At 71.0% G+C, this 25,026-nt stretch carries 24 protein-coding genes and 1 tRNA gene; 12 read left to right on the forward strand and 13 right to left on the reverse strand.

Translation table 11 applies throughout. The annotated features are described in order from the left end of the window. Positions 1-13: 13 nt before the first annotated feature. The 5 genes from LV79_RS25905 to LV79_RS25930 all read left to right on the forward strand — a co-directional run bounded on the left by LV79_RS25905 (position 14) and on the right by LV79_RS25930 (position 3,648). The gene (locus LV79_RS25905; RefSeq protein WP_253840839.1) at positions 14-472 is read left to right on the forward strand and encodes a peroxiredoxin; all 459 of its coding nucleotides are present in this window, start codon (positions 14-16) and stop codon (positions 470-472) included. Positions 473-516: 44 nt separating this feature from the next. Continuing rightward, positions 517-588 (forward strand) — tRNA-Val (locus LV79_RS25910). 591 nt (positions 589-1,179) lie between these two features. Then, positions 1,180-1,500 (forward strand): glycosyltransferase 87 family protein, encoded by a 321-nt coding sequence (locus tag LV79_RS25920; protein ID WP_253840840.1) that lies wholly within the window; start codon positions 1,180-1,182, stop codon positions 1,498-1,500. Beyond that, positions 1,497-1,886: a hypothetical protein gene (locus LV79_RS25925; protein WP_253840841.1), complete on the forward strand. Its 390-nt coding sequence runs from the start codon at positions 1,497-1,499 to the stop codon at positions 1,884-1,886. The genes LV79_RS25920 and LV79_RS25925 overlap by 4 nt, the downstream gene beginning before the upstream one ends. Positions 1,887-2,049: 163 nt before the next feature. Further along, positions 2,050-3,648, forward strand: coding sequence for a DUF6119 family protein (locus LV79_RS25930; RefSeq protein WP_253840842.1), 1,599 nt, complete (start codon positions 2,050-2,052; stop codon positions 3,646-3,648). Between the two features lie 44 nt (positions 3,649-3,692). Here LV79_RS25930 and LV79_RS25935 read toward each other — a convergent pair whose 3' ends face one another. The 8 genes from LV79_RS25935 to LV79_RS25970 all read right to left on the reverse strand — a co-directional run bounded on the left by LV79_RS25935 (position 3,693) and on the right by LV79_RS25970 (position 12,715). Then, entirely contained in the window at positions 3,693-5,528 is a 1,836-nt protein-coding gene (locus tag LV79_RS25935) for a trypsin-like serine peptidase (RefSeq protein ID WP_253840843.1), read from the reverse strand. Positions 5,529-5,638: 110 nt separating this feature from the next. Further along, on the reverse strand, positions 5,639-6,394 hold the full coding sequence (locus LV79_RS34130) for a hypothetical protein (protein ID WP_285470591.1): 756 nt from the start codon (positions 6,392-6,394) through the stop codon (positions 5,639-5,641). Beyond that, the gene (locus LV79_RS25945) at positions 6,381-7,865 is read right to left on the reverse strand and encodes a VWA domain-containing protein (RefSeq protein WP_253840844.1); all 1,485 of its coding nucleotides are present in this window, start codon (positions 7,863-7,865) and stop codon (positions 6,381-6,383) included. The genes LV79_RS34130 and LV79_RS25945 overlap by 14 nt, the downstream gene beginning before the upstream one ends. Then, entirely contained in the window at positions 7,862-9,058 is a 1,197-nt protein-coding gene (locus LV79_RS25950; RefSeq protein ID WP_253840845.1) for a hypothetical protein, read from the reverse strand. The genes LV79_RS25945 and LV79_RS25950 overlap by 4 nt, the downstream gene beginning before the upstream one ends. Before the next feature lie 148 nt (positions 9,059-9,206). Continuing rightward, positions 9,207-9,923, reverse strand: coding sequence for a DedA family protein (locus LV79_RS25955; RefSeq protein ID WP_253840846.1), 717 nt, complete (start codon positions 9,921-9,923; stop codon positions 9,207-9,209). Between the two features lie 281 nt (positions 9,924-10,204). Continuing rightward, positions 10,205-11,206, reverse strand: a complete 1,002-nt coding sequence (gene lipA, locus LV79_RS25960; protein ID WP_253840847.1) for a lipoyl synthase — start codon at positions 11,204-11,206, stop codon at positions 10,205-10,207. Positions 11,207-11,223: 17 nt separating this feature from the next. Beyond that, the gene (locus tag LV79_RS25965; protein WP_253840848.1) at positions 11,224-12,153 is read right to left on the reverse strand and encodes an oxidoreductase; all 930 of its coding nucleotides are present in this window, start codon (positions 12,151-12,153) and stop codon (positions 11,224-11,226) included. A gap of 58 nt (positions 12,154-12,211) precedes the next feature. Further along, complete coding sequence (locus LV79_RS25970; RefSeq protein ID WP_253840849.1) at positions 12,212-12,715, reverse strand: hypothetical protein; 504 nt, start codon at positions 12,713-12,715, stop codon at positions 12,212-12,214. Positions 12,716-12,812: 97 nt separating this feature from the next. On the opposite strand from LV79_RS25970, the gene LV79_RS25975 reads away from it, so the two are divergent. The 6 genes from LV79_RS25975 to LV79_RS26000 all read left to right on the forward strand — a co-directional run bounded on the left by LV79_RS25975 (position 12,813) and on the right by LV79_RS26000 (position 18,629). Continuing rightward, on the forward strand, positions 12,813-13,475 hold the full coding sequence (locus LV79_RS25975; RefSeq protein WP_253840850.1) for a TetR/AcrR family transcriptional regulator: 663 nt from the start codon (positions 12,813-12,815) through the stop codon (positions 13,473-13,475). A 107-nt stretch (positions 13,476-13,582) separates the two neighbouring features. Continuing rightward, complete coding sequence (locus LV79_RS25980) at positions 13,583-14,122, forward strand: hypothetical protein (protein WP_253840851.1); 540 nt, start codon at positions 13,583-13,585, stop codon at positions 14,120-14,122. Positions 14,123-14,834: 712 nt separating this feature from the next. Next, a complete protein-coding gene (locus LV79_RS25985; RefSeq protein ID WP_253840852.1) occupies positions 14,835-15,863 on the forward strand; it encodes a hypothetical protein in 1,029 nt (342 codons plus the stop codon). Next, positions 15,860-16,951, forward strand: a complete 1,092-nt coding sequence (locus LV79_RS25990) for a hypothetical protein (protein ID WP_253840853.1) — start codon at positions 15,860-15,862, stop codon at positions 16,949-16,951. The genes LV79_RS25985 and LV79_RS25990 overlap by 4 nt, the downstream gene beginning before the upstream one ends. Positions 16,952-17,004: 53 nt before the next feature. Then, positions 17,005-18,039 (forward strand): hypothetical protein, encoded by a 1,035-nt coding sequence (locus LV79_RS25995; protein ID WP_253840854.1) that lies wholly within the window; start codon positions 17,005-17,007, stop codon positions 18,037-18,039. Beyond that, on the forward strand, positions 18,036-18,629 hold the full coding sequence (locus LV79_RS26000; protein WP_253840855.1) for a hypothetical protein: 594 nt from the start codon (positions 18,036-18,038) through the stop codon (positions 18,627-18,629). The genes LV79_RS25995 and LV79_RS26000 overlap by 4 nt, the downstream gene beginning before the upstream one ends. A 338-nt stretch (positions 18,630-18,967) precedes the next feature. Here LV79_RS26000 and lipB read toward each other — a convergent pair whose 3' ends face one another. From lipB to lpdA, 5 genes are all read right to left on the reverse strand, one after another. After that, a complete protein-coding gene (gene lipB, locus LV79_RS26005; RefSeq protein WP_253840856.1) occupies positions 18,968-19,708 on the reverse strand; it encodes a lipoyl(octanoyl) transferase LipB in 741 nt (246 codons plus the stop codon). Further along, complete coding sequence (locus LV79_RS26010; protein WP_253840857.1) at positions 19,705-20,313, reverse strand: phosphatase PAP2 family protein; 609 nt, start codon at positions 20,311-20,313, stop codon at positions 19,705-19,707. The genes lipB and LV79_RS26010 overlap by 4 nt, the downstream gene beginning before the upstream one ends. Further along, positions 20,310-21,185, reverse strand: a complete 876-nt coding sequence (locus tag LV79_RS26015) for a TIGR01777 family oxidoreductase (RefSeq protein ID WP_253840858.1) — start codon at positions 21,183-21,185, stop codon at positions 20,310-20,312. Before LV79_RS26015 ends, LV79_RS26010 begins: the two co-directional genes overlap by 4 nt. A gap of 106 nt (positions 21,186-21,291) precedes the next feature. Beyond that, complete coding sequence (gene sucB, locus LV79_RS26020; protein ID WP_253840859.1) at positions 21,292-23,049, reverse strand: 2-oxoglutarate dehydrogenase, E2 component, dihydrolipoamide succinyltransferase; 1,758 nt, start codon at positions 23,047-23,049, stop codon at positions 21,292-21,294. Positions 23,050-23,115: 66 nt separating this feature from the next. Continuing rightward, complete coding sequence (gene lpdA / locus LV79_RS26025; protein WP_253840860.1) at positions 23,116-24,486, reverse strand: dihydrolipoyl dehydrogenase; 1,371 nt, start codon at positions 24,484-24,486, stop codon at positions 23,116-23,118. A gap of 211 nt (positions 24,487-24,697) precedes the next feature. Between lpdA and LV79_RS26030 the strand changes: the two genes are divergently transcribed. After that, complete coding sequence (locus LV79_RS26030; protein WP_253840861.1) at positions 24,698-25,024, forward strand: oxidoreductase; 327 nt, start codon at positions 24,698-24,700, stop codon at positions 25,022-25,024. The last annotated feature ends 2 nt before the right edge of the window (positions 25,025-25,026 follow it).

Genomic DNA, 25,026 nt, shown 5'->3' on the forward strand with positions numbered 1-25,026 from the left:
GAGGATGCCGGGTATGTCGGTAGAGGTCGGTTCGAAGGCCCCGGACTTCACGCTCAACGACTACAACAAGCAGCCGGTGACGCTCTCGGAGCAGTACTCGGCGCGCAACGTCCTGCTGGTCTTCTACCCGTTCGCCTTCAGCGGCACCTGCACCGGTGAGCTCTGCCAGGTGCGCGACGAGCTGGCCGGCTACACCGACAACAACGTCCAGGTCATCGGCGTCTCGGTGGACACCCCGTTCAGCCTCAAGGCCTGGGCCGAGCAGCAGGGCTACCAGTTCCCGCTGCTCTCCGACTTCTGGCCGCACGGCGACGTCGCCAAGCTCTACGGCGTCTTCGTCGAGGCCGCGGGCCTGGCCACCCGGGGAACCTTCCTCATCGACACCACGGGCACCGTCCGCTACGCCGAGGTCAACGCCCCCGGCGAAGCCCGCGACCAGGACGCCTGGAAGAAGGCCATCGCCGCGCTGTAACCTTCCCACCCCCGTACGGGCCCCTCACCGGCCCCACGGGCGGCGGGCGCATAGCTCAGCGGGAGAGCACTCGGTTTACACCCGAGCGGTCGCAGGTTCGAATCCTGCTGCGCCCACGAACGGCCTCGGCCGACCCATGTCCACGGAGAGCGTGGACCGGGTCGGCCGTTGTTGTTTCTGGGGGGCGACCCCCAGACCCCCACGGTGCGGGGGGCGCGTGGTGCGAGGGACGAGCGCGTAGCGGGGTGGGGACCTGGCAGACGTGACCCGGGGGACTCGCTTGGCCTTTGGCCGTCGCATCGGGGTGCGAGGGACGGGTGCGTAGCGGGGACGAGGGCCGGCGGACGTGTTTGGGGCTCGCTGGGCCTTCGGCTGTCGCGTCGGGGGGCGTATGTGGGGGGTGTTTGGGGGTGGGGGGGAGACAGTATTAATGGGGGGATTTGGGGGTGGGGGAGGGAGGGGGTATTCGGTGTATTGGGGGGATGGGCAAAGGAATGGTGGGGGGTTGGTGGGTGGCGGAAAATAGCTAGTGGCAAAGAAAGGGTTTGGGGTTTGGGGGGCGGGGGGTGTGAATAGGGGAGGAGGGGTGCAATAGGGTGGGTGGGCCGCCAGGGGGAAATGGTGGTCTGGGGATGGGGAAGTGTGATGTCGGGCGTGGTTTTGTCGCGTCGTCCTGACCGGCGCAAGCGGTTGCCAGGGAACCTGTGGTGGTCGGGCTCGTGTCGCAGCCGGTGCTGCTCAACGCGACCATCGGCCAGGTCAACATGCTGCTGGTCCTCGGCGACGTCGCGGGCATCGGCATCGGTCTGGCCGCGGGGATCAAACTGGTACCGGGCATCTTCGTGGTCTACCTGCTCATCACCCGCCAGTTCCGCGCCGCCGCCATCGCCGTCGGCACATTCCTGGCGACCATCGCCGTAGGGTTCGCTGGCCTGCCCCGGGACTCGCGGTCACGGCCGTCATCGCCGCCGCGGCCCTGTGGACCGCGTGGCGCGCGCACCGCGACGGCCGCGACCTGCTCGCCGTGAGCGTCGTCGGGATCACCATGGTCCTCGTCAGCCCGTGGACCTGGACCCACTACTGGGTCTGGTTCGCCCCGTTCACCGTCATGATCATCGGCGCCGCGCTCCGCTTCGGGTCCTGGCTACCCACTGCCGCAGCCACCACCTACGTCCTGTTGCTGTTCCCCTGGCACATCGGCACCGGCCGCGGCGGAGTCCCCCTGGTGGGCCTGGTGATCCTGCCCGACCACTTCCCGTCGTGGGCCCAAGCGCCATCCCACAACCTGTACGTCGGCATCGCACTGGTGCTGCTGGCCATCGCGGCCCTCCGCCCGGAATGGCTACAACCGGGCTGGTTCCGACCGGAGACACCAGCCCCCGCAACAGAACGAGAACACGCACTGACCTGCTGACCACTGTGCCCATCGGTGAAAGGGCCCTGCGGGTGTCCGGCATTTGTCTGATGAATGTCATGGCTCAACCACGGTCGCGCTGTGTGATTTCCGTTAGCGTTGTGGCACGGGCTGGCGGAACTGCTCCGAACAGGCCCGAAGTCGGGCGTGGAGGAGGAGCGCGGTGCGGATCAGTGTCTATCTCCTCCGGCGCGAGGTTCCATTCTCGCAGGACTGTCTGAGCGAGCCGAGTCAGTTCCACCAGGTGCGAGTTCGGCCGCCCGAGGATTTTGATCACGAAGGCCCGGTCGACTGGGAACTGTTCGTGCGGAGCGCGCCGCCGAAACAGGCTGCCTGGGTGTCGAGTGTGCGGCCGATCGCGCTGGACGACACGCACCTGGACGGCCTGACATCGCAGTCCACTGGCGGCGTGCTGCTGGTGCGGGTGGTCGGGCGGGTCTTCGCGGTGACGTTCGGCAACGGGTTCCACGCCATCCCGGCCGAGGCCATCGAACCGACCTTCGGGTTGAGGGTCGCGGCGAACATCATCGAGTCCGGGGACGTGACCAGCGCGGACACCAAGGGGCTCGGGCTGAGCGCGCGCAGCCAGAAGACGATCCTCCCCGCGCCGAGGACCTTCTACGAACTGGGCGTCGAACCGCTCGAGGAATGGGTCCGGCAGCTCGGCGGCAAGGTGGCGGCCGCGGATCTGGCGACGACCGCGAGCGGCGCCGATTCGTTGCGGCTCACCATCAAGAACTTCTCCCTGCCGGACCTGCCGCGCAAGCTGTCCGAGATCTACGACGCGTACGGGCGTGATGACTACAAGCGCAATTTCGGCTTCATCGACCACTACGTCAGGTTGAACAGGAAGGACCCGGTGGTCGCCGAACTCGATGGCCGGGTGCGGACGATGGTCGGAGCTGAAGACAGTCGGATCAGCTTCGCCGCGCCGGATCCGTTCGAGCAACTGCACGTGGCCAGTTACCGGCTCAAGTACCGCAAGGCGTGTGATATCGACGATCTCACGACCGAGGCCGTGTACGGGGCCATCGGTCAATTGAGCCGGTGTGCGGACAAGCCGGGAAAGGTGTTGGTCACGGCCCACGACGTCGACGGGAAGGATGTCGATCGGCCGTACAAGCTGTATGACTACGTCCAGGTCGAACTCACGCACGACGATGGGCACCTGTACGCCTTGCGGTCCGGGGTGTGGTTCAGGATCGACAAGGACCACCTGCGGGAGATCGACGCCTACCTGAGGCAGTTGCCTGACATCACCGACAGCCTGGTGTTGCCGGAGTGGGACGTCGCGGCGTTGGAGGCGGCTGGTGACGACAAGACCGCTGAGGGTTCGTACAACAAGATGGTGGCCAAGCAGCCGGGTTTTGTGTTGCTCGACAAGGACAACGTGCACTGGGGCAGGCACCGCAAGATCGAGGTGTGCGACCTGTTGACGGATCGGAAGCAGTTGATCTGCGTCAAGCGCGCCACGCAGTCGAGTGCGTTGTCGCACCTGTTCGCGCAGGCGAGTGTGTCCGCTTCGTTGATGTTCGATCCGGTGTACCAGAAGAAGTTGCGGTCTCACTGGTCGCGGCTCGGTACCTCGCAGAAGTTCGACGGTGTGGGTGAGTGGGTGTTCGTGTACGCGATCGCGACGGATCGGGTGGGGGTGTTGGTTGACTCGTTGTTCTTCTTCAGCAAGGTCAACCTGAGGAACCACGCCCAGGCCATCCAGCAGCGGGGGTTCGGGGTCGCGGTGGCGCGGATCTTGGTGCGGTGAGAGGGGCCTGCCCGGTGGCCGGGCCGGGCAGGCGGTGGGTGGGGTCAGGGGTAGGTGTAGCCGAGGGTGTATTGGCCGCTGCCGGTGACGGATTTGACCTGGTAGCGGTAGTAGCCCGCGGTTCCGTTGTAGGAGAGGGTTTCGTTGGCGGTTGTGGTGGTGGCTTGGGCGACGGTGGGCCAGGTGGAGCCGTTCCACTTCTGGAGGTAGAGGTCGTAGTTGGCGCTGGTGGGGCCGGTGAGGCAGGCCTTGTGGGCGCCGGAGACCGTGGTTTGGAAGAAGGAGCCGTCGGGTTGGTACTGGGAGCTGCCCGCGGTGAGGGTGCCGGTCTTGGTGACCTTCATGCCCTGGCAGGGTGTTTGTCCACCTGGGACGGTCAGCGTGTACGTGGTGGGCGTGGTGGGCGCGCCGGTCGCCGCGATGGTGATCGTGTAGGTGCCGGGTGGGGTCGTGGTGCCGACGTTGACGGTCAGGGTGCTGTTCTGGCCAGCGGTGACCGCGGTGGGGGCGAGTGTCGCGGTGGTGCCGGTCGGGGCTCCGGAGGCGCTCAGGGTGAGGGTGGGGTTGCCCGAGATGGCCGGGGTTTGCACGGTGGCGGTCGCCGACGTGCCGGGGTTGACGGTGGCCGCGCTCGGTTGCACGGCGAGGACGGGAGTGCCCGGGCCGGTGCTGCTGTTGTCGATGTCGTTGCGGATCTCGTTGTACACCAAGGTGATCCGCGTGCCCCAGTTCGGGCAGCCGCCGAGGTGGTGCAGGGCGATGACCTTGTGCGACGAGCCCGCCAGCACCGGTGACCCCGAGTTGCCGCCGGAGGAGTCGCACCGGTAGCCGGTGTTGACCCCCGAGGACACCACGTCGATCTTGCAGGTGGCGCCGCCGTCGGACTCCTCGAACAGTGACATCCGCTTGGGCAGGATGTCGCCGTGGCCCGCGATGTAGATGCGCTCGTTCGCGGTCGGCTCGCGCACATCCAGGTAGAGCGTCCCGTACTGGCGGATGCTCTCGAAGTTGCTGACGCTGAACAGGGTGTAGTCCAGGTTCGCCAGCGCGCTGGTGCGGATCAGGTCCTGGCCGCTGACCTTCGTGCCCGCGCGCGGGTTGTTGCCGCCGCAGGTGGCGCACTGGAAGTCGAACTGGAACTCGCTGGAGCGCAGTTCGGCGGCGTCGGCGACGCAGTGCGCGTTGGTCAGCATCCGGTTGGTGTTGCCGACCCGCCAGGCGGTGCACGAGCCGAGGCCGTTCACCAACTGCCTGGCCACCGCGTGCGAGCGCGCGTACTCGGTGGGGTGGCTGTTCTGGTAGCAGACCACGTCCTTGCGGGCGTCGTTGCCGCACACGCTGAACGGCTTCGGGTTCTGCGCCGCGAACTCGCTCGCCCCGTACCCGCGGTCGTAGCTGGTGACCCGGGTGCCGTAGCCCTGGCTGGTCAGCCGCTTGCCGTCGCGGGCGCCGGTGGCGTGCAGCGTGACCACGGCGGTGTCGCCGTCGATCGACATGGCCGCGAACCCGGACCCGCCGTGCTCGGTGAACGGCGACCCCTTGGCCCGGTCGGCGTAATAGGTGTAGACCTCGCGGCCGTCGGGGGACGCGACGGTCACGTAGTCACTCGCCGCGAGTTTCAACGGCGCGAAATGCACCTTCACATAACTCGCACCGGGCGCCTTGATCTCCGTCCGCCACGAATTCCCAGTATTCCCATACTGGATCGCCCTGTCGGCCGACTCGCTGACCCCCGTCTTGGTCACCCGGGTCCCGGCCACCGGCGCCGCACCGACCGGCTCCGCGGCCGATCCGCCCAGCTCAGCGGCCCCGATCGGCGGCGCTGGCCCCACCACGGCCGCCACCAACACGACGGCAGGCACTAACAGACGTCGAAGCATTCTCGCTCCCGGGTGCAGGGTGTCAATTCCAAGAAAAGACTGCCCTGCCGCCGACACGCCCGGGGTAATCTCAGATCCCCATAACAGAATTCACCGCTGTCGAGCGGGTGCTACTGGAAGATGGCGATGGGGCGGATGACCAGCTCGCCGGTGGTGGGTTTCCAGGACTGGACCTTGCCGAGGCAGCGGGCGCGGAAGGGGCCGTCGGGGATCTCGTCGTCGCGGAGGCCGTCGGGGTGGCACTCGATGCGGATCTGGGGGCCTTCCTCGGGGTCGTCCGGGTCGCCGAAGGGGGCGAGCAGGACGGTGCGGGTGTCGGTGTGCTCGGCGACGCGGAAGGAGCCGCGGACCGAGACGTAGTCGTCGACGGCGCGCAGGCGCAGCGTGGGGGAGTCGGAGTGCCCGCGGGTGACGGCGGTGGTGCGGACGATGGTGCGCTCGCGCAGGTCGACGTGCACCACGCCGTGCGCGGCCTCCAGCACGTCGAGCAGGACGCCGATGACCGCGATCGGTTCGGCGTTGCTGATGTAGCGGCTGACCACCTCGCGGCCGCTGGTGCGCCCGCCGTCCACGCCGACGTCCCGGACCTTGATGTTGATCTTGCGGTCGGTGTTGGTGCCGACCCGCTCCTCGACCTCGCGGCGCATCGCGTCGCCGTAGCCGCCGGACAGGTACAGGTCCATCACCGACTTCTCGTGCAGGTAGAAGGTCAGCCCGGGGACCTCCCGCACCGGCGCGAACCGCCGCCTGGCCCGCCACGCCCAGCCCAGCGCCCCCAGCGCGACCACCACCGCGATCGCCGTCGCCGCCCAGACCAGCGCCCACGGCCACCACACCGACCACCACAGAGACCTATCGACAGCCACGGATCTCCCTCACCGCCGACTCCAGCGACGCCTCGGTCGTCTCGACCGCCCGTCCCCCGGTCGAGCGCGCCACCTCACCCAGTTCCGCCTGGTCCGCCTCGCCGAGCCCGATCGCGTACGTCGGCACCGGTCGCTTGCCCGCGCCGAGGAACTCCGCCGCGCTGATACCCGCGTTGTTCTCCCCGTCGGTCATCAGCACGACCGACGCGTCCCCGCGCACCGACCGGTACGCCTGCTCCAGCGCCGACCAGACCGCCGTGCCCCGCCCGTCCGCCGGTGCCCCGACGACCGCCGCCAGTGAGTCCACATCGGACTGACCGGTGACGGTGACTTCCCTCTGCTCCAACACCGTCCCGGCGAAGCGCAGCACGGTGATCGTCTCGCCGACGTGGAACCGCGCGAACCCGCCGGTGCCCGACCCGCTCAACGCCGCGAACGCCGACCGCAGCCGTTCGACCCGGGGCCCGGCCATCGACGCCGAGTAGTCGAGCACGAACACCACCTGGTGCGTCCCCGAACTCAGCCGCCGGTACACGGCTAGCAATGCGTCCAGAACCCCTTGGCTGTCCGGGAAGTAGAGCGCGTTGCCGATCGGTGTGCGCAGCCGCTGCGGCCGTTCCAGGCTCGGGTTCGCCGCGCGCCGAGCGGTGTTGTCCATGATCCACCGCTGCGCGTGCTCGCCCCGCAGCCACGCGACCGCCCGCAGGTAGCCGTCGCGGCGGGCCGGGTCGAGCAGGATCAGCGGGTAGCTGGAGAGCACCATCCCGTCGCGCGGGTAGATGATCTCCAGCGGTTCGCGCAGGTGCCCGCTCGCGTTGAGCGCCAGCAGGGTCGACTCGTGCTCGACGACCGCGTCCACCTCGTCCTGGCGGGCGGTGAACTGCGAGATCAGCTCCGCGCTGGTCCGCGGCCGCAGCACGTGCCCGGCGAGGAACCCGCCCAGCGCCACGCAGCTCACCTGCTCGCTGGTCAACGCGCCCCCGGTGCCCGCCGCCGCGGTCGCCACCCCCACCAGCGCCGCCAGCCCGGACCCGGACCCCGTCGGGTCCGCCATCCCGAACCGCAGCTCACCGGCCGCCGCGCGATCGGCGATGTCGGCCCAGGACGGTGTCGCCCCGAGCCGCGCCGCCACTGCGGGCCGCACGCCGACCACCAGCGGTGACGACATCACCGTGGTCGACGTCGGCAGCGCGTTGCCCCGCCCGTCGGCCTTCTCCCGCAGGTGCAGGTACCGGTCGGTCACCGGCCAGGCGGCGTCGTGCCGGTAGCGCCCCGAGGCCAGTTCGACATCCGGGTCGTCGACGTACTCCAGCGCCAGTTCGACACCCGTCTCGCGCCGCAGTTCGTCGAGCAGCGGCCCCACGTCGGCCAGGTCGCTGTCGGCCAGCACGGTGAGCCGGACCCGCTCCGGCGGGCTCGCCACGCACCCCGCCAGCAGCGCCAGCAGGACCAGCAGCGCCGCGGTCCTCACCCGCACTCGCCGATCTCGGCGATCATCTTCTCCAGCAGCGGCAGCGACGGCAGGAACGTCTCGGTGTCGCTGATCCCGGAGCTGGGCACCGGCAGGCCGTGCGCGGTGAGGAACTCGGCGAACTGGCCGGTGGTGACCGAGCCGTCCGCCTCGAACACCCGGAACCCCAGTTCGAGCGCCCGCCTGCGCAGGTCGGGGTTGGTCATGATCAGCTCACCGAGCCGGTCGCCTGCCGGGGTCAGCGCCAGGAACTCCGGCACGGTCTGCACCTGCGCCGCCGGGTAGAGCAGCACCCTGCGGTCGTCGACCCTGCCGGTCCGCTCCAGGGTGCGCAGCTGGTGGGCGAGGTACTGGTGCTCGTAGATCACCGCGATCGGCGCCAACCCCTGCCCGTCCGGGGCCAGGTAGCCGCCCGCCATGTCCTCCGCTGGCAGGCCCTGCGCGGTCAGCAGCGGCTTGACCTTCCTGGCCAGCGCGATCGCGTCCGCCTCGGTCTGCGGGATGACGTTGCCGTTGGCCACGAACGCGACCAGGCCCAGGTAGGTGGCCGAGGAGTTCGACGAGCACAGGTCCGAGGTCTGCGCGAGCACCCGGTTGCTGTTGGGGAGCACCCGGTTCGGCGCGGCCAGCCGGTCCCAGGTGGTGCCCCGCTCGACCACGTCGACGAACCGGTCCATCGGCATGTCGTAGTACAGCCGCGGCCCGGTGGTGTTCTGCGGCGTTACCACCGGTCCGGTGGCGGGGTCGGCCAGCACCTCGGCGTACTCGCGGTAGCTCGCCAGCACGATGGGGGAGAAGAACGGCTTGTACATCTTCGGCTGCCGGTGCCCCGACTGCGCGAGCCGCTGCTTGATCAGCAGGGCCGCGGGCCGCCCGGACGGGAACACGAAGTCGTAGCCGTCGGTGGAGTTGACCGCGATGTCGCGTGAGCCCGCCAGGTCCAGTGACACCTGGATGCCTTGCGCCATCAGGATCCGGCGCACCTCGGCGTCGGCGAAGAACTCCGCCTTGGACGCCAACCGGCCGTTGACCACGACCACCTCGCGCAGCGGCAGCGCCATGACCCCGCCCGCGAACAGCGCGATCGCCCCGGCCACGGCGATCAGCCCGGCGGGCACGAACACGCCGAGGAAGCGCTTGCGGCGGAAGATCGACCTCGGTGGCTCGACGACGGTGAACTCCGGCTCGGCCACACCCCCCGGGCTGATGGTCCCCGACCCCCTCCGGTTGCGCGCGCGACCCTGTCCCACAGGTGAGATCGCTCGGACGCCGCCGGTGATTACGCCAGCGGCGGCCGATCTTCGACTGAGATCGGCCGCCGCTGAGGGGGAGTGCTCGGGGTCAGACGCGCTCGAGCTCCGGCTCGTCGTCCGGCTTGCGCTCGCTGGTCGCGGTGGGCACGGTCAGCGTGATCGACGTGGCCTCCGCCTCGGCAGCCGCGGCGGCCTTGGCCTTCTTGCGCTTGCTGAGCAGGATCTTGACCACGACGACCAGCACGACCGCGCCGAGCAGGATCGCCGCGCCGCCGCTGAGGTAGGACTCCAGCTTGTGCGCGGCCTCGCCGAGAGCGGCGCCGATGCTGATGTGCACCGCGGACCAGCAGGCCGCGCCCGCCACCACCGCGGGCAGGAACTTGTGGTACGGCAGCTTCGAGGTGCCCGCCGCCGCCGGGGTCAGCGTCCGCACCACCGGCATGAACCGGGCGAAGAACACCGCCCACGCCCCGCGCCTGCGCAGGATGTCGGTGGCCTTGTCCCAGCCCTCCACGCCGTACTTCTGGATCAGCTTCGTCTCGCGCAGCTTCACCCCGTACTTGCGGCCGATGAAGTAGCCGATGGAGTCGCCGATCCCCGCGCACACCGTGACCACCGCCCACAGCAGCAGGAACCGGGGCACGCTGTTGACCGTGGTGGCGGCGATGAGCAGGCCACCCTCACCGGGGGCGATGAACCCGAGGCCGATGGTGCACTCGGCGAGCACCAGGCCGCCGGTCGCGGCAACCAGGGCGGGCTGCGGCAGCGCCTGCAGCCACTCCAGGACGTCGGTCAGCAAGGCCACGGGTCGGATCCCCTCCACGAGCGGGCACCAGTCCCTCCGGTGCCGATCTGTCCGCGCTCGGCCCCCACCGGCCGCGCTCGGGACATGGGACGCACCGCACCGGCGCCGGGTTGCCGCCGATCACGTCCGTCCACAGAAGTCTTCGTCCGCGACCAGCCTGACATAACCGGGATGCCCCGGAGATCCCCCCGGGTACCCACCCACCGGGTCAGCCCCGGGTACTACTACTCGGGCACCACTACCCCTGGTGCTGGGAACTCGGGTGCTGGGGAACCCCGGGATCAGCGCTTGAGCAGCGCGCTGATCTCCTGGCTGGACTCGCCCGCCTCGGCCAGGTGGCGCAGGTTCTCCGGGACCTGCTGGCCCCGGTGCTCCACGGCCTGGGTGTAGAGCCGACCGGCCCGGTAGGACGACCGCACCAGCGGACCGGCCATCACCCCGGCGAAGCCCAGCGCCTCGGCGGTCTCCTTGTGCGCCAGGAACTCCTCCGGCTTGACCCACCGGTCGACCGGGTGGTGGCGCACGCTCGGCCGCAGGTACTGGGTGATGGTGATGATGTCGCAGCCCGCGCCGTGCAGGTCGGCCAGCGCCTCGGTGACCTCGTCCGGGGTCTCGCCCATGCCCAGGATCAGGTTCGACTTGGTGACCAGGCCGTCGTCGCGGGCCGAGGTGATGACCGAGAGCGACCGGTCGTAGCGGAACGCGGGGCGGATGCGCTTGAAGATGCGCGGCACCGTCTCCAGGTTGTGCGCGAGCACCTGCGGCCGCGAGCCGAACACCTCGGCCAGCTGGTCGGGCTCGGCGTTGAAGTCGGGGATGAGCAGCTCGACGCCGGTGCCCGGGTTCAGCGCGTGGATCTGGCGGACCGTCTCGGCGTAGAGCCAGGCGCCGCCGTCCTCGAGGTCGTCGCGGGCGACACCGGTGATCGTCGAGTAGCGCAGGCCCATCGCCTGCACCGACTCGGCCACCCGGCGCGGCTCGTCGCGGTCGAGGTCCGCGGGCTTGCCGGTGTCGATCTGGCAGAAGTCGCAGCGGCGGGTGCACTGCTCGCCGCCGATCAGGAAGGTCGCCTCGCGGTCTTCCCAGCACTCGTAGATGTTGGGACAGCCCGCTTCCTCGCACACCGTGTGCAGGCCCTCACGCTTGACCAGGCCCTTGAGCTCGCGGTACTCCGGGCCCATCTTGGCCCGGGTCTTGATCCACGAGGGCTTCTTCTCGATCGGTGTCTGGCTGTTGCGCACTTCCAGGCGCAGCATCTTCCGACCCTCAGGCGCGACTGTCACACCGCCAGGCTACGCCTCTAGGCCGGATCCGGGGAAACGCCGGTCAGTTCCGCTGTTCGCACCCACAATGTCCGGCCGAAGGCGGGGTCGAGCGCCAGTGATCGCGGTTTCGCCAGCCCGACGGCGCCGAATATCTCGCCAGGTCCGCTCGGGCCGAAGTACTGCCCGCCGGTGACCCCGGGAGCGGTCGCGGCGTAGAGCTGGGGCAGCACCGCGCGGCCGACCGGCGCGGTGGTGAGCCGGGCGCCCGCCCGCACGGCCGCGGCGATCCCACGACCCACCGGACCCGTCATCCGGGCGCGGGTCGAGTTGCTGGCCAGCTCGGTGCTCGCCAACCCGGGGTGCGCGGCGACGCTGACCAGGTCCAGCCCGGCTGCCCGTGCGCGTCGGTCCAGCTCGACGGCGAACAGCAGGTTCGCCAGCTTGGACTGGGAGTAGGCGGCCGCCGCCCGGTAGCCGCGCCGCTCGAAGTTGAGGTCATCGATGTCGAAGCCCTGACCGCGGTGGGCGAGGCTCGACACGGTCACCACGCGGGCGCCGGGGACCGCGCGCAACGCGGGCATGACCAGCCAGGTCAGCGCGGCGTGCCCGAGGTGGTTGGTGCCGAACTGCAGCTCGAACCCGTCGGCGGTCCTGGCAGGCGGCGGCACCATCACCCCGGCGTTGTTGACCAGCAGGTCGAGCCGGTCACCGGTGCGCTCCCGCACCTGCGCCGCCGCCGTCCGCACCGACGCCAAGTCGGCCAGGTCCAGCTCCAGCAGCTCGGCGGCCCCGGTCACGGTCGCCACCGCCGCGCGGCCGCGCTCGACCGAGCGGCAGGCCATCAGCACGTGCGCGCCGCGGTCGCTGAGCAGCTGCGCGGTGCGCAGGCCCAGCCCGGAGTTCGCGCCGGTGACCAGCGCGGTCTTCCCGCTCAGGTCGGGGATGTCAGCGGCGGACCAGGCCATGGGTGCCTCCTCGGCTCATCTGCTACCCGAGGGTAGGAAGGCCGGGCTGAGGAACCGCTCAGGCGCTCGCGGCGAATCGCCCGAACAGGTGCCGGGCCTTGCGGTGCGGGCGCGGGGTGGTGCGGAGCAGGGCGGTGAAGGCGGCGCCGACGCGGGTGATCTCCGCGCGTGGCTCGTCCGGGCCGACGAGGCCCGCGGCCAGTGCCAGCATCCGCTGCTCGCTCTCCAAGCCCGGTCGCAGCACCTCGGGGTCGGCGGCGGCGTGGGCGTCGATGACCGCGCGCAGCGGCCCGTGCTCGGCGGCGGTGTCCAGCCAGGCGGCGGTGACGGCGTCGACCAGGTCCACGTCCGGGTCCCGGTCCGCCTCGGCCTGGGCCAGCCCGATCCGGCCGGTCAGCTTGAGCGTCCACCGGTAGTGCAGAGCGAGCAGAACCTGCGCCGGGCTGTCGAACAGCTCGGCGACCTCGCCGTGGAACGGGACCGGGGCGCCGGGGTCGGACCGCAGGTGGGCGAGCACGGCGTCGAGCGCGGCGCGCCTGCGGTGGTAGTCGGACCAGCTCATGGCTTCCCTCCCCCGGTGCGGGCATACCACGGGTCTGCGGCATACCCACGGTATGGAACCGGACGCGGCCAACGTACCACGGGTACGTGCCGTTGGTATGTCGCGGCGATGTCCTAGGGTTGTGAGCGTGCCGACAGCGCGCCCCCGCCGGGAGGACTACAGCGAGTCGACCAGGCAGGCCCTGGTCGACTCGGCGGTCGCGCTGTTCACCAAGCAGGGCTACGCCGCCACCAGCCTCGACGCCATCGCCCGCCGGGCCAGGGTCACCAAGGGCGCGCTCTACCACCACTTCAGCGGCAAGCAGGCGGTGTTCGAGGCCGCCTTCGGCGCGGTGGAGAAGGCCGTGCTCGCCAAGCTCGGCCAGGTCGTCACCGGCCCAGGCACGCCGTGGGAGCGGGCGGTCAGCGGGCTGCAGGCCTACGTCCAGGTCTGCCTCGAGCCCTCCTACCAGCGCATCGCCATCCACGAGGGCCCGGTGGTGATGGGCTGGGAGCGCTGGCGCGAGGCCGAGGAGCACTTCAGCTTCGGCCTGGTGAAGTCGGCCATCGAGGCGCTGATCGCGGCGGGCGAGATCGACGACCTGCCGGTGGAGGTCACCGCCAGGATCCTGTTCGGCGCGCTGCAGACCGGCGCGGCGATCATCGCGGGCGCGGACGACCCCCGGAAGGCCGGGACGGAAGTCTCGCGGACCATCATCCGGGTGCTGGAAGGCATGCGGGTGGCGTCGCCGCCGGTGTCGCTGCTGCGCGGCCGAGGGTGACTCCGGTAACGGCACCGTCGGGTGGTGTTGCTGTCCTGGACGATCCGAACACCGCGCGGCTGGTGGCCCTGCGCGTGCGGAGTCCGTGGCGGATCGGGTGGGCGGTCGTGACACTGGTCGCGCTCGCCGGGTGGGTCGCCTACGGGATCGCCGCCGGGTTGACGCTCATCGCCGTCGTCGCGTTCTGCCGCTGCGCGCTGGGCATCAAGGGCGTCGTGTTGTGGCTCAAGGCTTTTCGGGCGTCCCGCGCCACGCTTTCGGTGGTGGAGGGTGCCATCTGGTTCCCGTTCGCCGCCACGGTGCTCGGGGGTGTGGGCGCGCAGACCGATCTCGCGGTGCGGATGGGCACGGAGGTCGTGGTGCTGCGGGTGTTCGGGCTCTACGGTCCACATCGGACTCGACTGGGCGTCGACCAAGAGGTCTGGCTGGCCGGTCCGACCTGGGTGGTGGGTCCGGTCGCGATGCGGGGGCCGGTGGGGATGGCCGACCCGGTCGGCCGCCCGATCGCCGTGCGGATCGACGGCTCGTACGACGTCTACCCGGCGGTCCGCCTGGTCGGCACGCCCCACCGCGCCGCGAGTCCGGCGGACGCGACGCTGGCGTGGGCCAAGATGATGCGCACCCGCGCCCTGCTGCTGCTCGGGTGACGGTGATGGTGGCCTGGGTCCAGTCGGCGGTGCGGACGAGGTGGGCCAGGCGGCGGCTGGGCCAGTGGTGCAGGGAGAGCAGGGTGCCCCAGGTCAGCTAGCCCGCCAGCGCATCAGCACTCCTGGCGACCGACCAGCCGCACCGCACGAGGCGAACCCGCTAGCCCTTCGGTTCGCCCCTCCGACGCACTCTGCCAGCCCTTGCTGACGTCCTGGCCGTCCGGCCGTGTCCCAACCAGCCCTCCAGCGCCCGTCCCGCCTATCCGCCACCCGCGCCACCAGCCGTCCGACGCCCCTTCGCCCGGCTCGCCCAGCGACACCCGGCCACCCTCTCGTCACCCCGCCCAGACCGGCGATTCCCATACGTTCGCCCGACAACCCGCCCGGGTGCCCCGTCCGTCGACCTGATCGGCGCCCGCCCGCGGTCGCTCCGCGCTCCGCCCGTCAGCCTGATCGGCGCCGCCCGTGCCCCGCGCCCAACCCCGGCCCGCCGTTCCGGAGGCCGTCCCCGCGAACCCCGGCCCCACCCTGTCCCGGGGGGCGTCCCCAGGCCCAGTCTACCGGGACCCTGTCGCCCGAAGGGGGGACGGCGAAAAGCTGTGGATAACTCGGGGGCTTGTGGACAGTTCGACCAGGCGCGGAGGGCGGGGGCGGGTGGGTTTTCACCCGATCGGGGGTCGCCTACAGTGTGGGCACTGGGATGGGGGTTGGCGTGCTGGTTGAGCCGGTTCTGGGTGCGGGTGTGCTGGGGGATCCGACCACCGAGTTGTTGGTGCGGTTGCGGCCGCGGGCGTCGCGGGCGGTGATGCGGTCGCAGGTCGTGCTGTCCGCGTTGTTGCTGGCGCTCCTGGTGTTCGCCGTCGTCGACGGCGACCCGGTCCTAGCGACGCTCTTGGCCGCCACGTCGCTGTTCAGCCTGTGGAGCCTCTACCACGTGTGGCGGCTGGTCCGGGTGTCCCGCGTCAGCGCCGAGATCCTGCCCGGTGCTGACTGGCGCCCGGTGGACGTCGCGGTGCACGGCGCCCACCCCACGGGCGCGGACGTCGTCGTGACCGTCGACGGCGTGGCGATCCCCCTGCACGTCTACGGTTTGACCCTCCCCTTCCGGGCTGTGCTGCGGCGCACCGGCAAGGCCTGGCTGGTCGACGGCGGCAGCGTCGCGGCGATCCGGATCGAGGGGTCGCACGAGGCGTTCCCCGCGACCCGGGTGCCGAAGGCGCGCCCGGCGCGCAAGTCCGAGGACGCCGACCCGACCGCCGTCTGGGCCCGGGGGCTCGCGAGTCGCGCCATGCTGATCGTCCTCCCGTTCGTGGCGGGGGTGGTCACGATCCTCGGCCTCACTGCCTTCGCCCAGCTCCACCTGTTTGCCGTGGTGACCTGCCTGGTGCTGGTCGTCGTGGTCTTCGGCAGCCGCACCGTGCGCTACGGGCACCGGTGGATCGACCGGCAGCTGCCCGGTCTCGTCGCCAAGGGCGGGTGGCTGCCCGTCGGTGCCACGGCGTCGCGGTGGACCCCGCGGGTGGACTCCACGACGACGACCAACCTCGTGCTGCGCCTGACCGACGGCGCCGTGGCCGTGCTCGAACTGCCGAACGCGGCCGCCGACCTGCTCGGCACCATCCACGACACCGCGGGCGCCTGGGTGGCCGGGCCGCTCACCCCCGGTCGCGTCGTCGCGGTCGGGTACCCCGGTTACCCGTTGTTGGCCGCGGGCAAGGTCGTGTCCACGGAACCGGCATGATCGGCGGACCGCGTGACGCGACGGCCACCGCGAGCGATCACCACGGTGTGTCCGCCACCGCTGAGTCACCCGTCCCGGCCCCGACCACCGCGGTGCCCGCCACCGGCGACCCCACCACGGCGATCCTGCACTGGTTGTGGTCACGGCGTTACCGGTCCACCACGACCACGAGCGCGGTGTGGGCCACCGTCATCGCCGCGACGCTGTTCGCCCTCGCGATGTCGCTGATCACCGATGTCGACGACCCACCCCTCCCGGTGGTCGCCGCCGTGTGCAACGGCCTCGTCCTGCTGGGTTACCTGCTGCCAGGCGGGAACTACCTCTGGCTGCGCTCCGGGCTCGACCAGGTGCGCACCCGCGGGTGGCGGACCGTGCGGGCTCGGGTGCTGCGCGCGGGCCGGTGGACGGCGTTGGTCGAGGTCGTCGACGACAGTGCGGACCCGCTGGTCCTCTCGGTGCGGATCGACCCGGCGCACCTAGCGATGATCACCGACACGGCGTACCTGATCCGTGGTCGCGGTCGGTGGGCGGTGCTGCGCGTCCCCGGATCGCGGGAGATGTTCCTTGCCAAGGTGAAGCCGTCGAGTGGTAATATGTCCACAGTAGACTTCTCCACAGTGGACGTTACGGCGCGGTGGGCGAAGTCCAGGCGTGACGCGATCTTCTGGCTGTTCGGCCAATTGGCGGTGTTCCTGGTCGCGGTGCTCGTGGTTGTCGCGATCGCCATGCCGTCCCAGTACCTGCTGGTGTGGTGGCTGGTTCTGGTGCTGTTGACCGGCGGTGGGATGGCCATCGGACTGCGTTTCCGACTCTCTGACGTCACATTGCCGGAGCTGGTGCGCGCCGGGGAGTGGGTGCTCGCGGGGGCCGCGCTCAGCGCGTGGACGGCCCGTCGGGACAGCACCGCTAGCGCGACCGCGACCCTGCGCTTCGCCGATGGCACCGTGCGCACCGTGGTCATGCCCGCCGCCCCGGTGGACCTGCTCGCCGCGATCACGGACAGTTCTTCCTTGTGGGTAAACGGATCCGGCAGTCGGGTGGCTGTTGGCTTCCCTGGCTATCCGTTGCTCGCGGTGGCCAGAACATGAGCCTGACCGGCGGGCAGCGTCACGAAAATGGCCCCGTGAACGACAGTGGGAGTGTGCGCACACAAGTGGACTCGCCGATTCCCGCCCCCAACACCGAAGCGGTCGCCGCCCAGGACCCGACGACCGCGATCCTGGCGTGGGTGTGGCACATGCGCTACCGGACGACGGCGAGCTTCCGGGCGCTCTGGGTCGTGAGCTTGGCGTTCACCCTCGTCGGTGTGGCTCTCATCAGCATCGCTGACATCGACAACGCCCTTCGCTGGATTCCCCTCGGGGTGGGCAGTCTCCTTCCGGCCGCCATCATCGTCTCGCCGTTGAGCAACTACCGCTGGGTGCGGTGGGGGCTCGACCAGCTGACCACTTACCCGTGGCGGTCGGTGCCCGCGCGGGTGCTGCACCACGGGCGGTGGAGGGCGGTGATCGAGGTCATCGACGGCACCGGCACCCCTGTCGTGCTCACGGTGCGGATCGACCCCGCGCACCTGGCGATGATCACCGACAGCGTGCTGCTGGTCATCGGGCGGTCGGAGTGGGCGGTGCTGCGGGTGCCCGGGTCGCGGGAGCTGTTCCCGGCCAGGGTTCGTGGCCCGTTCCCCACTGGAGAGGCTGTCGACCTGTCCGGGACGGACGTGACCGGTCGGTGGGCGCAGGTCCTGCGTGACCGTCTCTTGTGGAATTACCTGCAGATCCCGGTGACGTTCGCCGTGTTGCTCGTCTTCTACTGGGCGTCGACTGTTTCCCTCGTCTGGTTCGCGTCCTGCGCGGTCCTCCTGTCGTTGCTCGTTCTGGTGCTCTCGCGGCACCGCTTCTCGGACTTCCGGTTGCCGGGACTGGTGCGCGCGGGGGAGTGGGTGCGGGCGGACGCCGCGCTCGACCCGTGGAAGGCCCGCCGCGACGGCACCGCCTCGGCGACCGCGACACTGCGCTTCGCCGACGGCACAACGCGTACCGCCGAACTGCCCGCCGCGACGGTCGACCTGCTCGGCGCCATCTTCGACAGCTCGGCCGTCTGGGTCGCGGGCACGGGTGACCACGTGGCCGTCGGGTTCCCCGGCTACCCGCTGGTTGCCTCCGCACGGCTGCGATGAGGGTGGGTTTCGTCGTCCTCGGCCTGCTCGCGGCGTTCAGCGTCGTCGCCTACGCCATGGACGACCTGGGACGCGCGGCTGTCCTCGGTGCGGCAGAGGCGACTTTCGCGCTCGGGCTCCTGCCTGCGGGGCCGCGCTCGACCCTGGCCGCGGAGGTCCGACTGCGCGCGGCGATCGCGATGACCCCGGTGGTGGTCGTCGTGCTGGTGTGGCCCGCCGCCGCTGTGCTGACCTTCGCCGAGCCGCCGACCCTGGCGGGCATCGGGTTCCTGGTCACCGTGTTCTGCATGACCGGCTTCGGCCTCACCCGCGTCGGCGGCCGGATCGCGGAGTGGCGCCTGCCGTGGCTCGTCCGCCGCGGTCCTTGGCACGAGGTGTCGGCCGCGTGTCACGGCGAACTCGCGACGCTGACGCTCCCTGACGGCGCGGTCTTCCACGCCGCGCTGCCGGTGCGCTTGCTGGACGAGATCGGGCGGACGGGGACGGTGTGGCTGGCCGGGCCGCCTGCCGGAGTCGTCGCCGTGGGCTACCCGGACCACCGCTTGATCACCCCCGCCCACCTCAAGCCCGGCGCCTCAGTGGCCGCCTAGATCCGGGCGTCCCTGGTGCGCTCCAGGCCGTTGGGAAGCCCCTCGGTCGGGTGAACCTTGGGTGCTGCCATCCCGAATCCCCAGGTGGCGTCTGTCCACAATGCCTGGAGTTGTCCACAGGCCAACCGCACCCCTGGGTCGCACCCCCCACTCCCGGTAGACTGGCACTGGGGACGCCCCCCGGAGAGGGTGGGGGCTGGGGTGCCGGAGGCGGCCCCCGCGAGCGCGGCGTTGCCCGGGCGGGGACGGGCCCCATTTGGCGAAGCCTGGCGGCAGGTGAGAGCCGGGCACCTCGAAGTCAAGGTGCCGTCGGAGCCACCGTCGGGGGGTGGGCGGGGTTAGGCCTGGGTGGAGAGGGCGAAGGTGACGCCCGGGGTGGTGGGGGTGGTGGTGCGGGGGATCCAGTGTTCGGTCACCGGGAGGGTGCCGTCGAGGGCGGCGGGGATGGCGGTTTTCGCTAGTTCCAGGACCTCGGCGACGGTGACCTGGCGGCCGAGTTCCTCCGACAGGGAGGTGACGCCCGCGTCCTTGATGCCGCAGGGGACGATGGTGTCGAAGGCGGTGAGGTCGGCGTCGCAGTTGATCTGGAAGCCGTGCAAGGTGACGCCGCGTTGGACGCGGATGCCGATGGCGCCGATCTTGCGCTCGGGGCGGGTGGCGGTGGCGGCGAGCCAGACGCCGCTGCGGCCCTCGACGCGGCCGGTGGTGAGGCCGAGCTGGGCGCACATCGCGATCATGGCCTCTTCGAGCCTGCGGACGTAGTCGACCACGTCGACCGGGTCCGAGAGCGCGACGATCGGGTAGCCGACCAGTTGGCCGGGGCCGTGCCAGGTGATCTTGCCGCCGCGGTCGGTGTCGACGACCTCGGTGCCATTGGTCGGGCGCTCCTCCGGCAGGGTGCGCTTGCCCGCGGTGTAGACCGACGGGTGCTCCAGCAGCAGCAGCGTGTCCTCGCCGGTGCCCTCGGCGCGCGCGTCCACCAGGTCGCGCTGCAGGGCCCAGGCCTCGTGGTAGTCGATGGTGCCGACTTCGCGCACCGAGACCGGGTGGGTGGCGGCGCGGCAGGAGAGGGTGCTCACGGGTCCAGGGTACGCGCGGGCAGCAGCCGGAGGGCCGCCCCGGTGAGCAGGCCGACCGCCGTCACACCGACCGTCGCGCCCACCACGTCGGTCAGCCAGTGCACGTCGAGCAGGATGCGGCACAACGCGGCCAAGGCCACCGCCAGCGACGACACCGCCACGACCGCGCGCAGCCGGTGCCTGGCCAGCCACGCGCACAGCACCACCGCGGTGAACCCGACCGACGCGACCGACACCACGTGCCCGCTGGGGAAGCTCAGCTCCGGGTAGTCGCGCGGCCGCGCACGGTCGAACAGCGGCTTGACCAGCGACACCGCCCGGCACGCCGCCAGCAGCAGCACGCACCGCAGCAGCAGGCCCATCAGCGCCGGTCTGCGCCGGGTGAGCAGCGCCGCCACGACCAACCCCAGCGCCGCCGCCACCGGCAGCACCGGCCCGAGCACCAGGCTGCCGACGTAGGCGACCCGGCCCGCTGTCCCCTGCCAGTCCGCGCCGAGGGTGTCCGCGACCGCCACGTCCACCCCCGGCGGGGCGTCCGAGACCAGCTTGCCCAGGACGAGGAACAGGCCGAGCAGGACGACGCCGAGCGTCGCGAGCCGCCTCACCGCGCCTCGGTGGCCGCCAAGGCCCGGTCGACCGTGTCGTAGCGGAAGGCGAACCCGTTGTCGCGCAACACCTTCGGCGCCACCAGTTGGCTGCGCAGCACCTCGTCGGCGAACTCGCCCGCGACCACCCGCAGCACGGCGCGTGGCATCGGCGGCGGGCTGAGCCGGTGTTTGAGCTTGGCCAGCGCCCGGCTGAACTCGGCGTTGGTCGCGGGGGCGGGGCCCACCAGGTTCACCGGGCCGGAGATGTCGTTGCGCAGCACGAAAGCGAGGGCGTCGACCTCGTCGTCCAGGTGGATCCACGGCATGTACTGCGCACCGCCGCCGAGCCGCACGCCGAGTCCGAAGGAGAACAACGGCCGCAACCGGCCCAGCAGCCCGCCGCGCTCCGACAGCACCTGGCCCGACCGCGCCAGCACCACGCGCGCGCCTGTGGCCGCCTCCGTCGCGGCTTCCCACCGCACGCACAGGTCCGCCAGGAACCCCGAGCCCGCGGGGGAACCCTCGTCGACCGGACCGTCCGTGTCGCCGTAGTAGCCGACAGCGGAACCGTTGACCAGCACCGGGATGCCGTGCTCGGCGACAGCGGCGGCCAGCACCTCGGTCGGCTCGACCCGGGAGTCCACCAGCACCTGCTTGCGCGCGTGCGTCCACCGCCGGTCGCCGATCCCGGCGCCGCACAGGTTCACCACCGCGTCCACCCCGGCCACGGCGTCCGGCGCGATCACCCCAGCAGGTGGGTCCCACGTGCGCTCGTCCGCCGCCTGGGGTTCCCTGCGCACCAACCGCAACACCTCGTCGCCGTCGGCGCGCAGCCTGGCCACGAGAGCGGTGCCGATGAGACCGGACGACCCGGCGACGAGTACGCGCATGTCCTGATCGTCCCAACCATCCCGGCGCCCCGCACGTTCGGGTCGATCACCCCCGGACGCCGCGAGGGCCGCCCCCAACCTGGGACGGCCCTCGCGGTGGTGTCGGTTACAGCCCGAGGTCGCCCTCGAACGCGCCCTCTTCCAGGCGGTTCTTCACCGCGGTCAGGAAGCGGCCCGCGTCGGCGCCGTCGACGAGGCGGTGGTCGTAGGTCAGCGCCAGGTACACCATGGACCGGATGGCGATGGTGTCGTCGCCGCCCGCGTCGGTCACCACGACCGGCCGCTTGACGACCAGGCCGACCCCCAGGATCGCCACCTGCGGCAGCTGGATGATCGGGGTGTCGAACAGCGCGCCCTGGCTGCCCAGGTTGGTCAGGTTGAACGTCGCCCCGAACAGCTCGTCCGGGGTGACCTTGTTCGCCCTGGTCCGGCCCGCGAGGTCGGCGATCTTGTGCGAGAGCCCGCTGATGCTCAGGTCACCGGCGTCGCGGATGGCCGGGGTGAGCAGGCCGCGCTCGGTGTCCACCGCGATGCCCAGGTGCTCGGCGCCGTGGTAGGTGACCTCGTTGGTCTCGTCGTTGATCGAGGCGTTGAGCTTCGGGTGCTGCTTGAGCGCCTCGACCGCCGCCTTGGCGAAGAACGGCAGGAAGGTCAGCTTGACGCCCTCGCGCTGCTCGAACGCGGTCTTCGACTTGGCCCGCAGCTTGGCGATGCGGGTGACGTCGACCTCGATGACCTGGGTCAGCTGGGCGGCGGTCTGCAGCGACTCGACCATCCGGCGCGACACGGTCTGGCGCAGGCGGGTCAGCTTCTGCGTGGTGCCGCGCAGCGACGCGTCCGCCGACGGGGCCGACGACGCCGCGGCGGGGGCCTTGGCGGCGGGCGCGGGGGCGCTCCGCTGCGGCGCGGGCGCCTTCTTGGCCTCGGCGGCGGCGAGCACGTCCTGCTTGCGGATGCGGCCACCGACACCGGTGCCGGTCAGCCCGGCCAGGTCGATGCCGTGCTCGGCGGCGAGCTTGCGCACCAGCGGCGTCACGTACGGGGAGCCACCGCCGTTGTTCGACGGCTCCGCGGGGGTCTCCTGCTTGGCGACCGGCGCGGGGGCGGCCTTCGGCGCGGGAGCCTCCTGCTTGGGGGCTTCCTGCTTCGGGGCCTCCTGCTTCGGCTCGGCCTTCGGCGCCTCCTGCTTCGGCGCTTCCTGCTCGGGCTCCGGGGCCTGCTCCGGCTCGGGGGCGCTGCCCGCGTCACCGATCACCGCGAGCTTGCCGCCGACCTCGACGGTCGAGTCCTCACCGGCGCTGATCTCCAGCAGGGTGCCCGCGACCGGCGAGGGGATCTCGGTGTCGACCTTGTCGGTGGACACCTCCACCAACGGCTCGTCGACCTCGACGCTGTCGCCGACCTGCTTGAGCCAGCGGGTGACGGTGCCCTCGGTGACGCTCTCGCCCAGCGCGGGCATGGTCACGTCGGTGCCCTTGCCGTTGCCGCCCTTGGGCGCGTCGGCGGAGGGCTCCGGCTGGGGTGCCTCCTGCTGCTCGGGCTCTGACTCCGGCTCGGACTCCGGCTCCGGCGCGGCTTCCTCGGCCGCGGGCTCCTCGGCGGGAGCGGAGTCGCCGGAGTCGTCCGACCCGTCGCCGATGATGGCCAGCTGCCCGCCGACCTCCACCGTCTCGTCCTCGGCGGCCACGATCTTCTGCAGGGTGCCCGCGACCGGCGAGGGGATCTCGGTGTCGACCTTGTCGGTGGACACCTCCACCAACGGCTCGTCGACCTCGACGGTGTCGCCCTCCTGCTTGAGCCAGCGGGTGACGGTGCCCTCGGTGACGCTCTCACCGAGGGCGGGCATCTCAACGGAGAACGCCATGGTTGTTCAAACTCCTCGTGCTTGCTGCTTGGCTGACGGGTGGGTTGGGGCTGAGCCGTCCACGCCTCAGCCGTGCACGTGCAGGGGCTTGCCCGCGAGGGCGAGGAACGCCTCGCCGAGGGACTCGTTCTGGGTGGGGTGGGCGTGCACCAGCGGGGCGATGTCCTCGGGGGTCGCCTCCCAGCTGTAGATCAGCTGCGCCTCGCCGATGAGCTCGCCGACCCGCTCACCGACCAGGGTGATGCCGACGACCGGGCCCTCGGGGGACTTGACCAGCTTCACGCCGCCGCTGGTCTTGAGGATCTGGCTCTTGCCGTTGCCGGAGAGCGCGTACACCAGCGTCTCGACGGTGCCGTACTTCTCCTTGGCCTGCGCCTCGGTGAGGCCGACCGAGGCGACCTCGGGCTTGCAGTAGGTGACCCGGGGGATGCCCGCCTCGTCGATCACCTTCGGGTTCTGGCCCGCGATGTCCTCGGCGATGAAGATCCCCTGCTGGAAGCCGCGGTGCGCCAGCTGCAGGCCGGGCACCAGGTCGCCGACGGCGTAGACGCCGGGCAGGTTGGTGCGCAGCCGCTCGTCGGTGAGCACGAAGCCGCGCTCGAGCTTGAGGCCGGCCTCCTCGAAGCCGTGGCCCGCGCTGTTGGGGCCGCGGCCGACCGCGACCAGCAGCAGGTCCGCCTCGAGGCTCTCGCCGGACTCCAGGTTCACCACGACGCCGTCGGCGTCCTGGGTGGCGCCGGTGAACCGGACGCCGGTCTTGAACTTGATCCCGCGCTTGCGGAACGCGCGCTCGAGCTGCTTGGAGGCCCACTCGTCCTCGGCCGGGACCAGCCGGGGCAGCGCCTCGACGATGGTCACCTCGGCGCCGAAGGAGCGCCACACGCTGGCGAACTCGACGCCGATCACGCCGCCGCCGAGCACGACGACCTTCTGCGGCACGTAGTCGAGGTTGAGCGCCTGGTCGCTGGTGATGATCCGGCCGCCGATCTCCAGGCCGGGCAGCGAGCGCGCGTAGGAGCCGGTGGCGAGCACGACGTTCTTGCCGGTGTAGTGGGTGCCGTCCACCTCGACGGTGTTCGGGCCGACGAAGCTGCCGGTGCCCTCGACGACGGTCACCTTATTCGCTTTAAACAGGCCCTGGAGTCCCTTGTACAGACCGGAGACCACACCGTCCTTGTAGGAGTTGACCCCCTGGATGTCGATCCCCTCGAGCGAGGACTTCACCCCGAACTGGTCACCCTCGCGCGCGTTGTCGGCGACCTCGGCGGCGTGCAGCAGCGCCTTGGTCGGGATGCAGCCGCGGTGCAGGCAGGTGCCCCCGACCTTGTCTTTCTCCACCAGGATGACCGAGAGCCCGAGCTCTGCGGCGCGGAAGGCGCAGGCATAGCCGCCCGACCCGCCACCCAGGATCACAAGGTCAGCGGAGGTGTCAGTCACGGGATCTCCTCGACGAACGACAGCGACGTAGGTGCCGGTGTGTGGCGTGGTCGCGGACCCCGCCAGCCACCACAAGACATCTTGTCACTACGCGAGGGGCGCCTGCGAGGTGGCCGGGGTGTCCGAGACCCCTGTTCGGGTTACTTACCGGTACCCCGATCGGGGTCGGGGACAATGGGGGTAACCGGACCGGATTTCGGAGGTGGCACGCATGGGGCTGTTCGACTCCCTGCGCAGGAAGCAGAAGCCGGGAGTGCTGCGCTCGGCGACCAAGCAGGACACCGCTCACCTGGACGAGTGGGCGGGCAGCAGGCACGGGGTGGAGGCCTACGTCGAGCCGCGCACGAACGTGACGGACACGACTGTGGTGCTCGTCGCGCACGACGGCGAGTGGACCAGGCGGCGCATCCCAGACTTCGACGCGGCGCTGGACTTCGGCAAGAAGCGCTCCATCCCCGTCTACGAGGTGGCCAGGGTCGGCTACCCGCAGCGGATGCGCGACTACATGGCGCGGCAGAAGCGGCAGGGCAAAGGCTGAGG

Source organism: Actinokineospora globicatena, from assembly GCF_024171945.1.
Taxonomy (GTDB): domain Bacteria; phylum Actinomycetota; class Actinomycetes; order Mycobacteriales; family Pseudonocardiaceae; genus Actinokineospora; species Actinokineospora globicatena.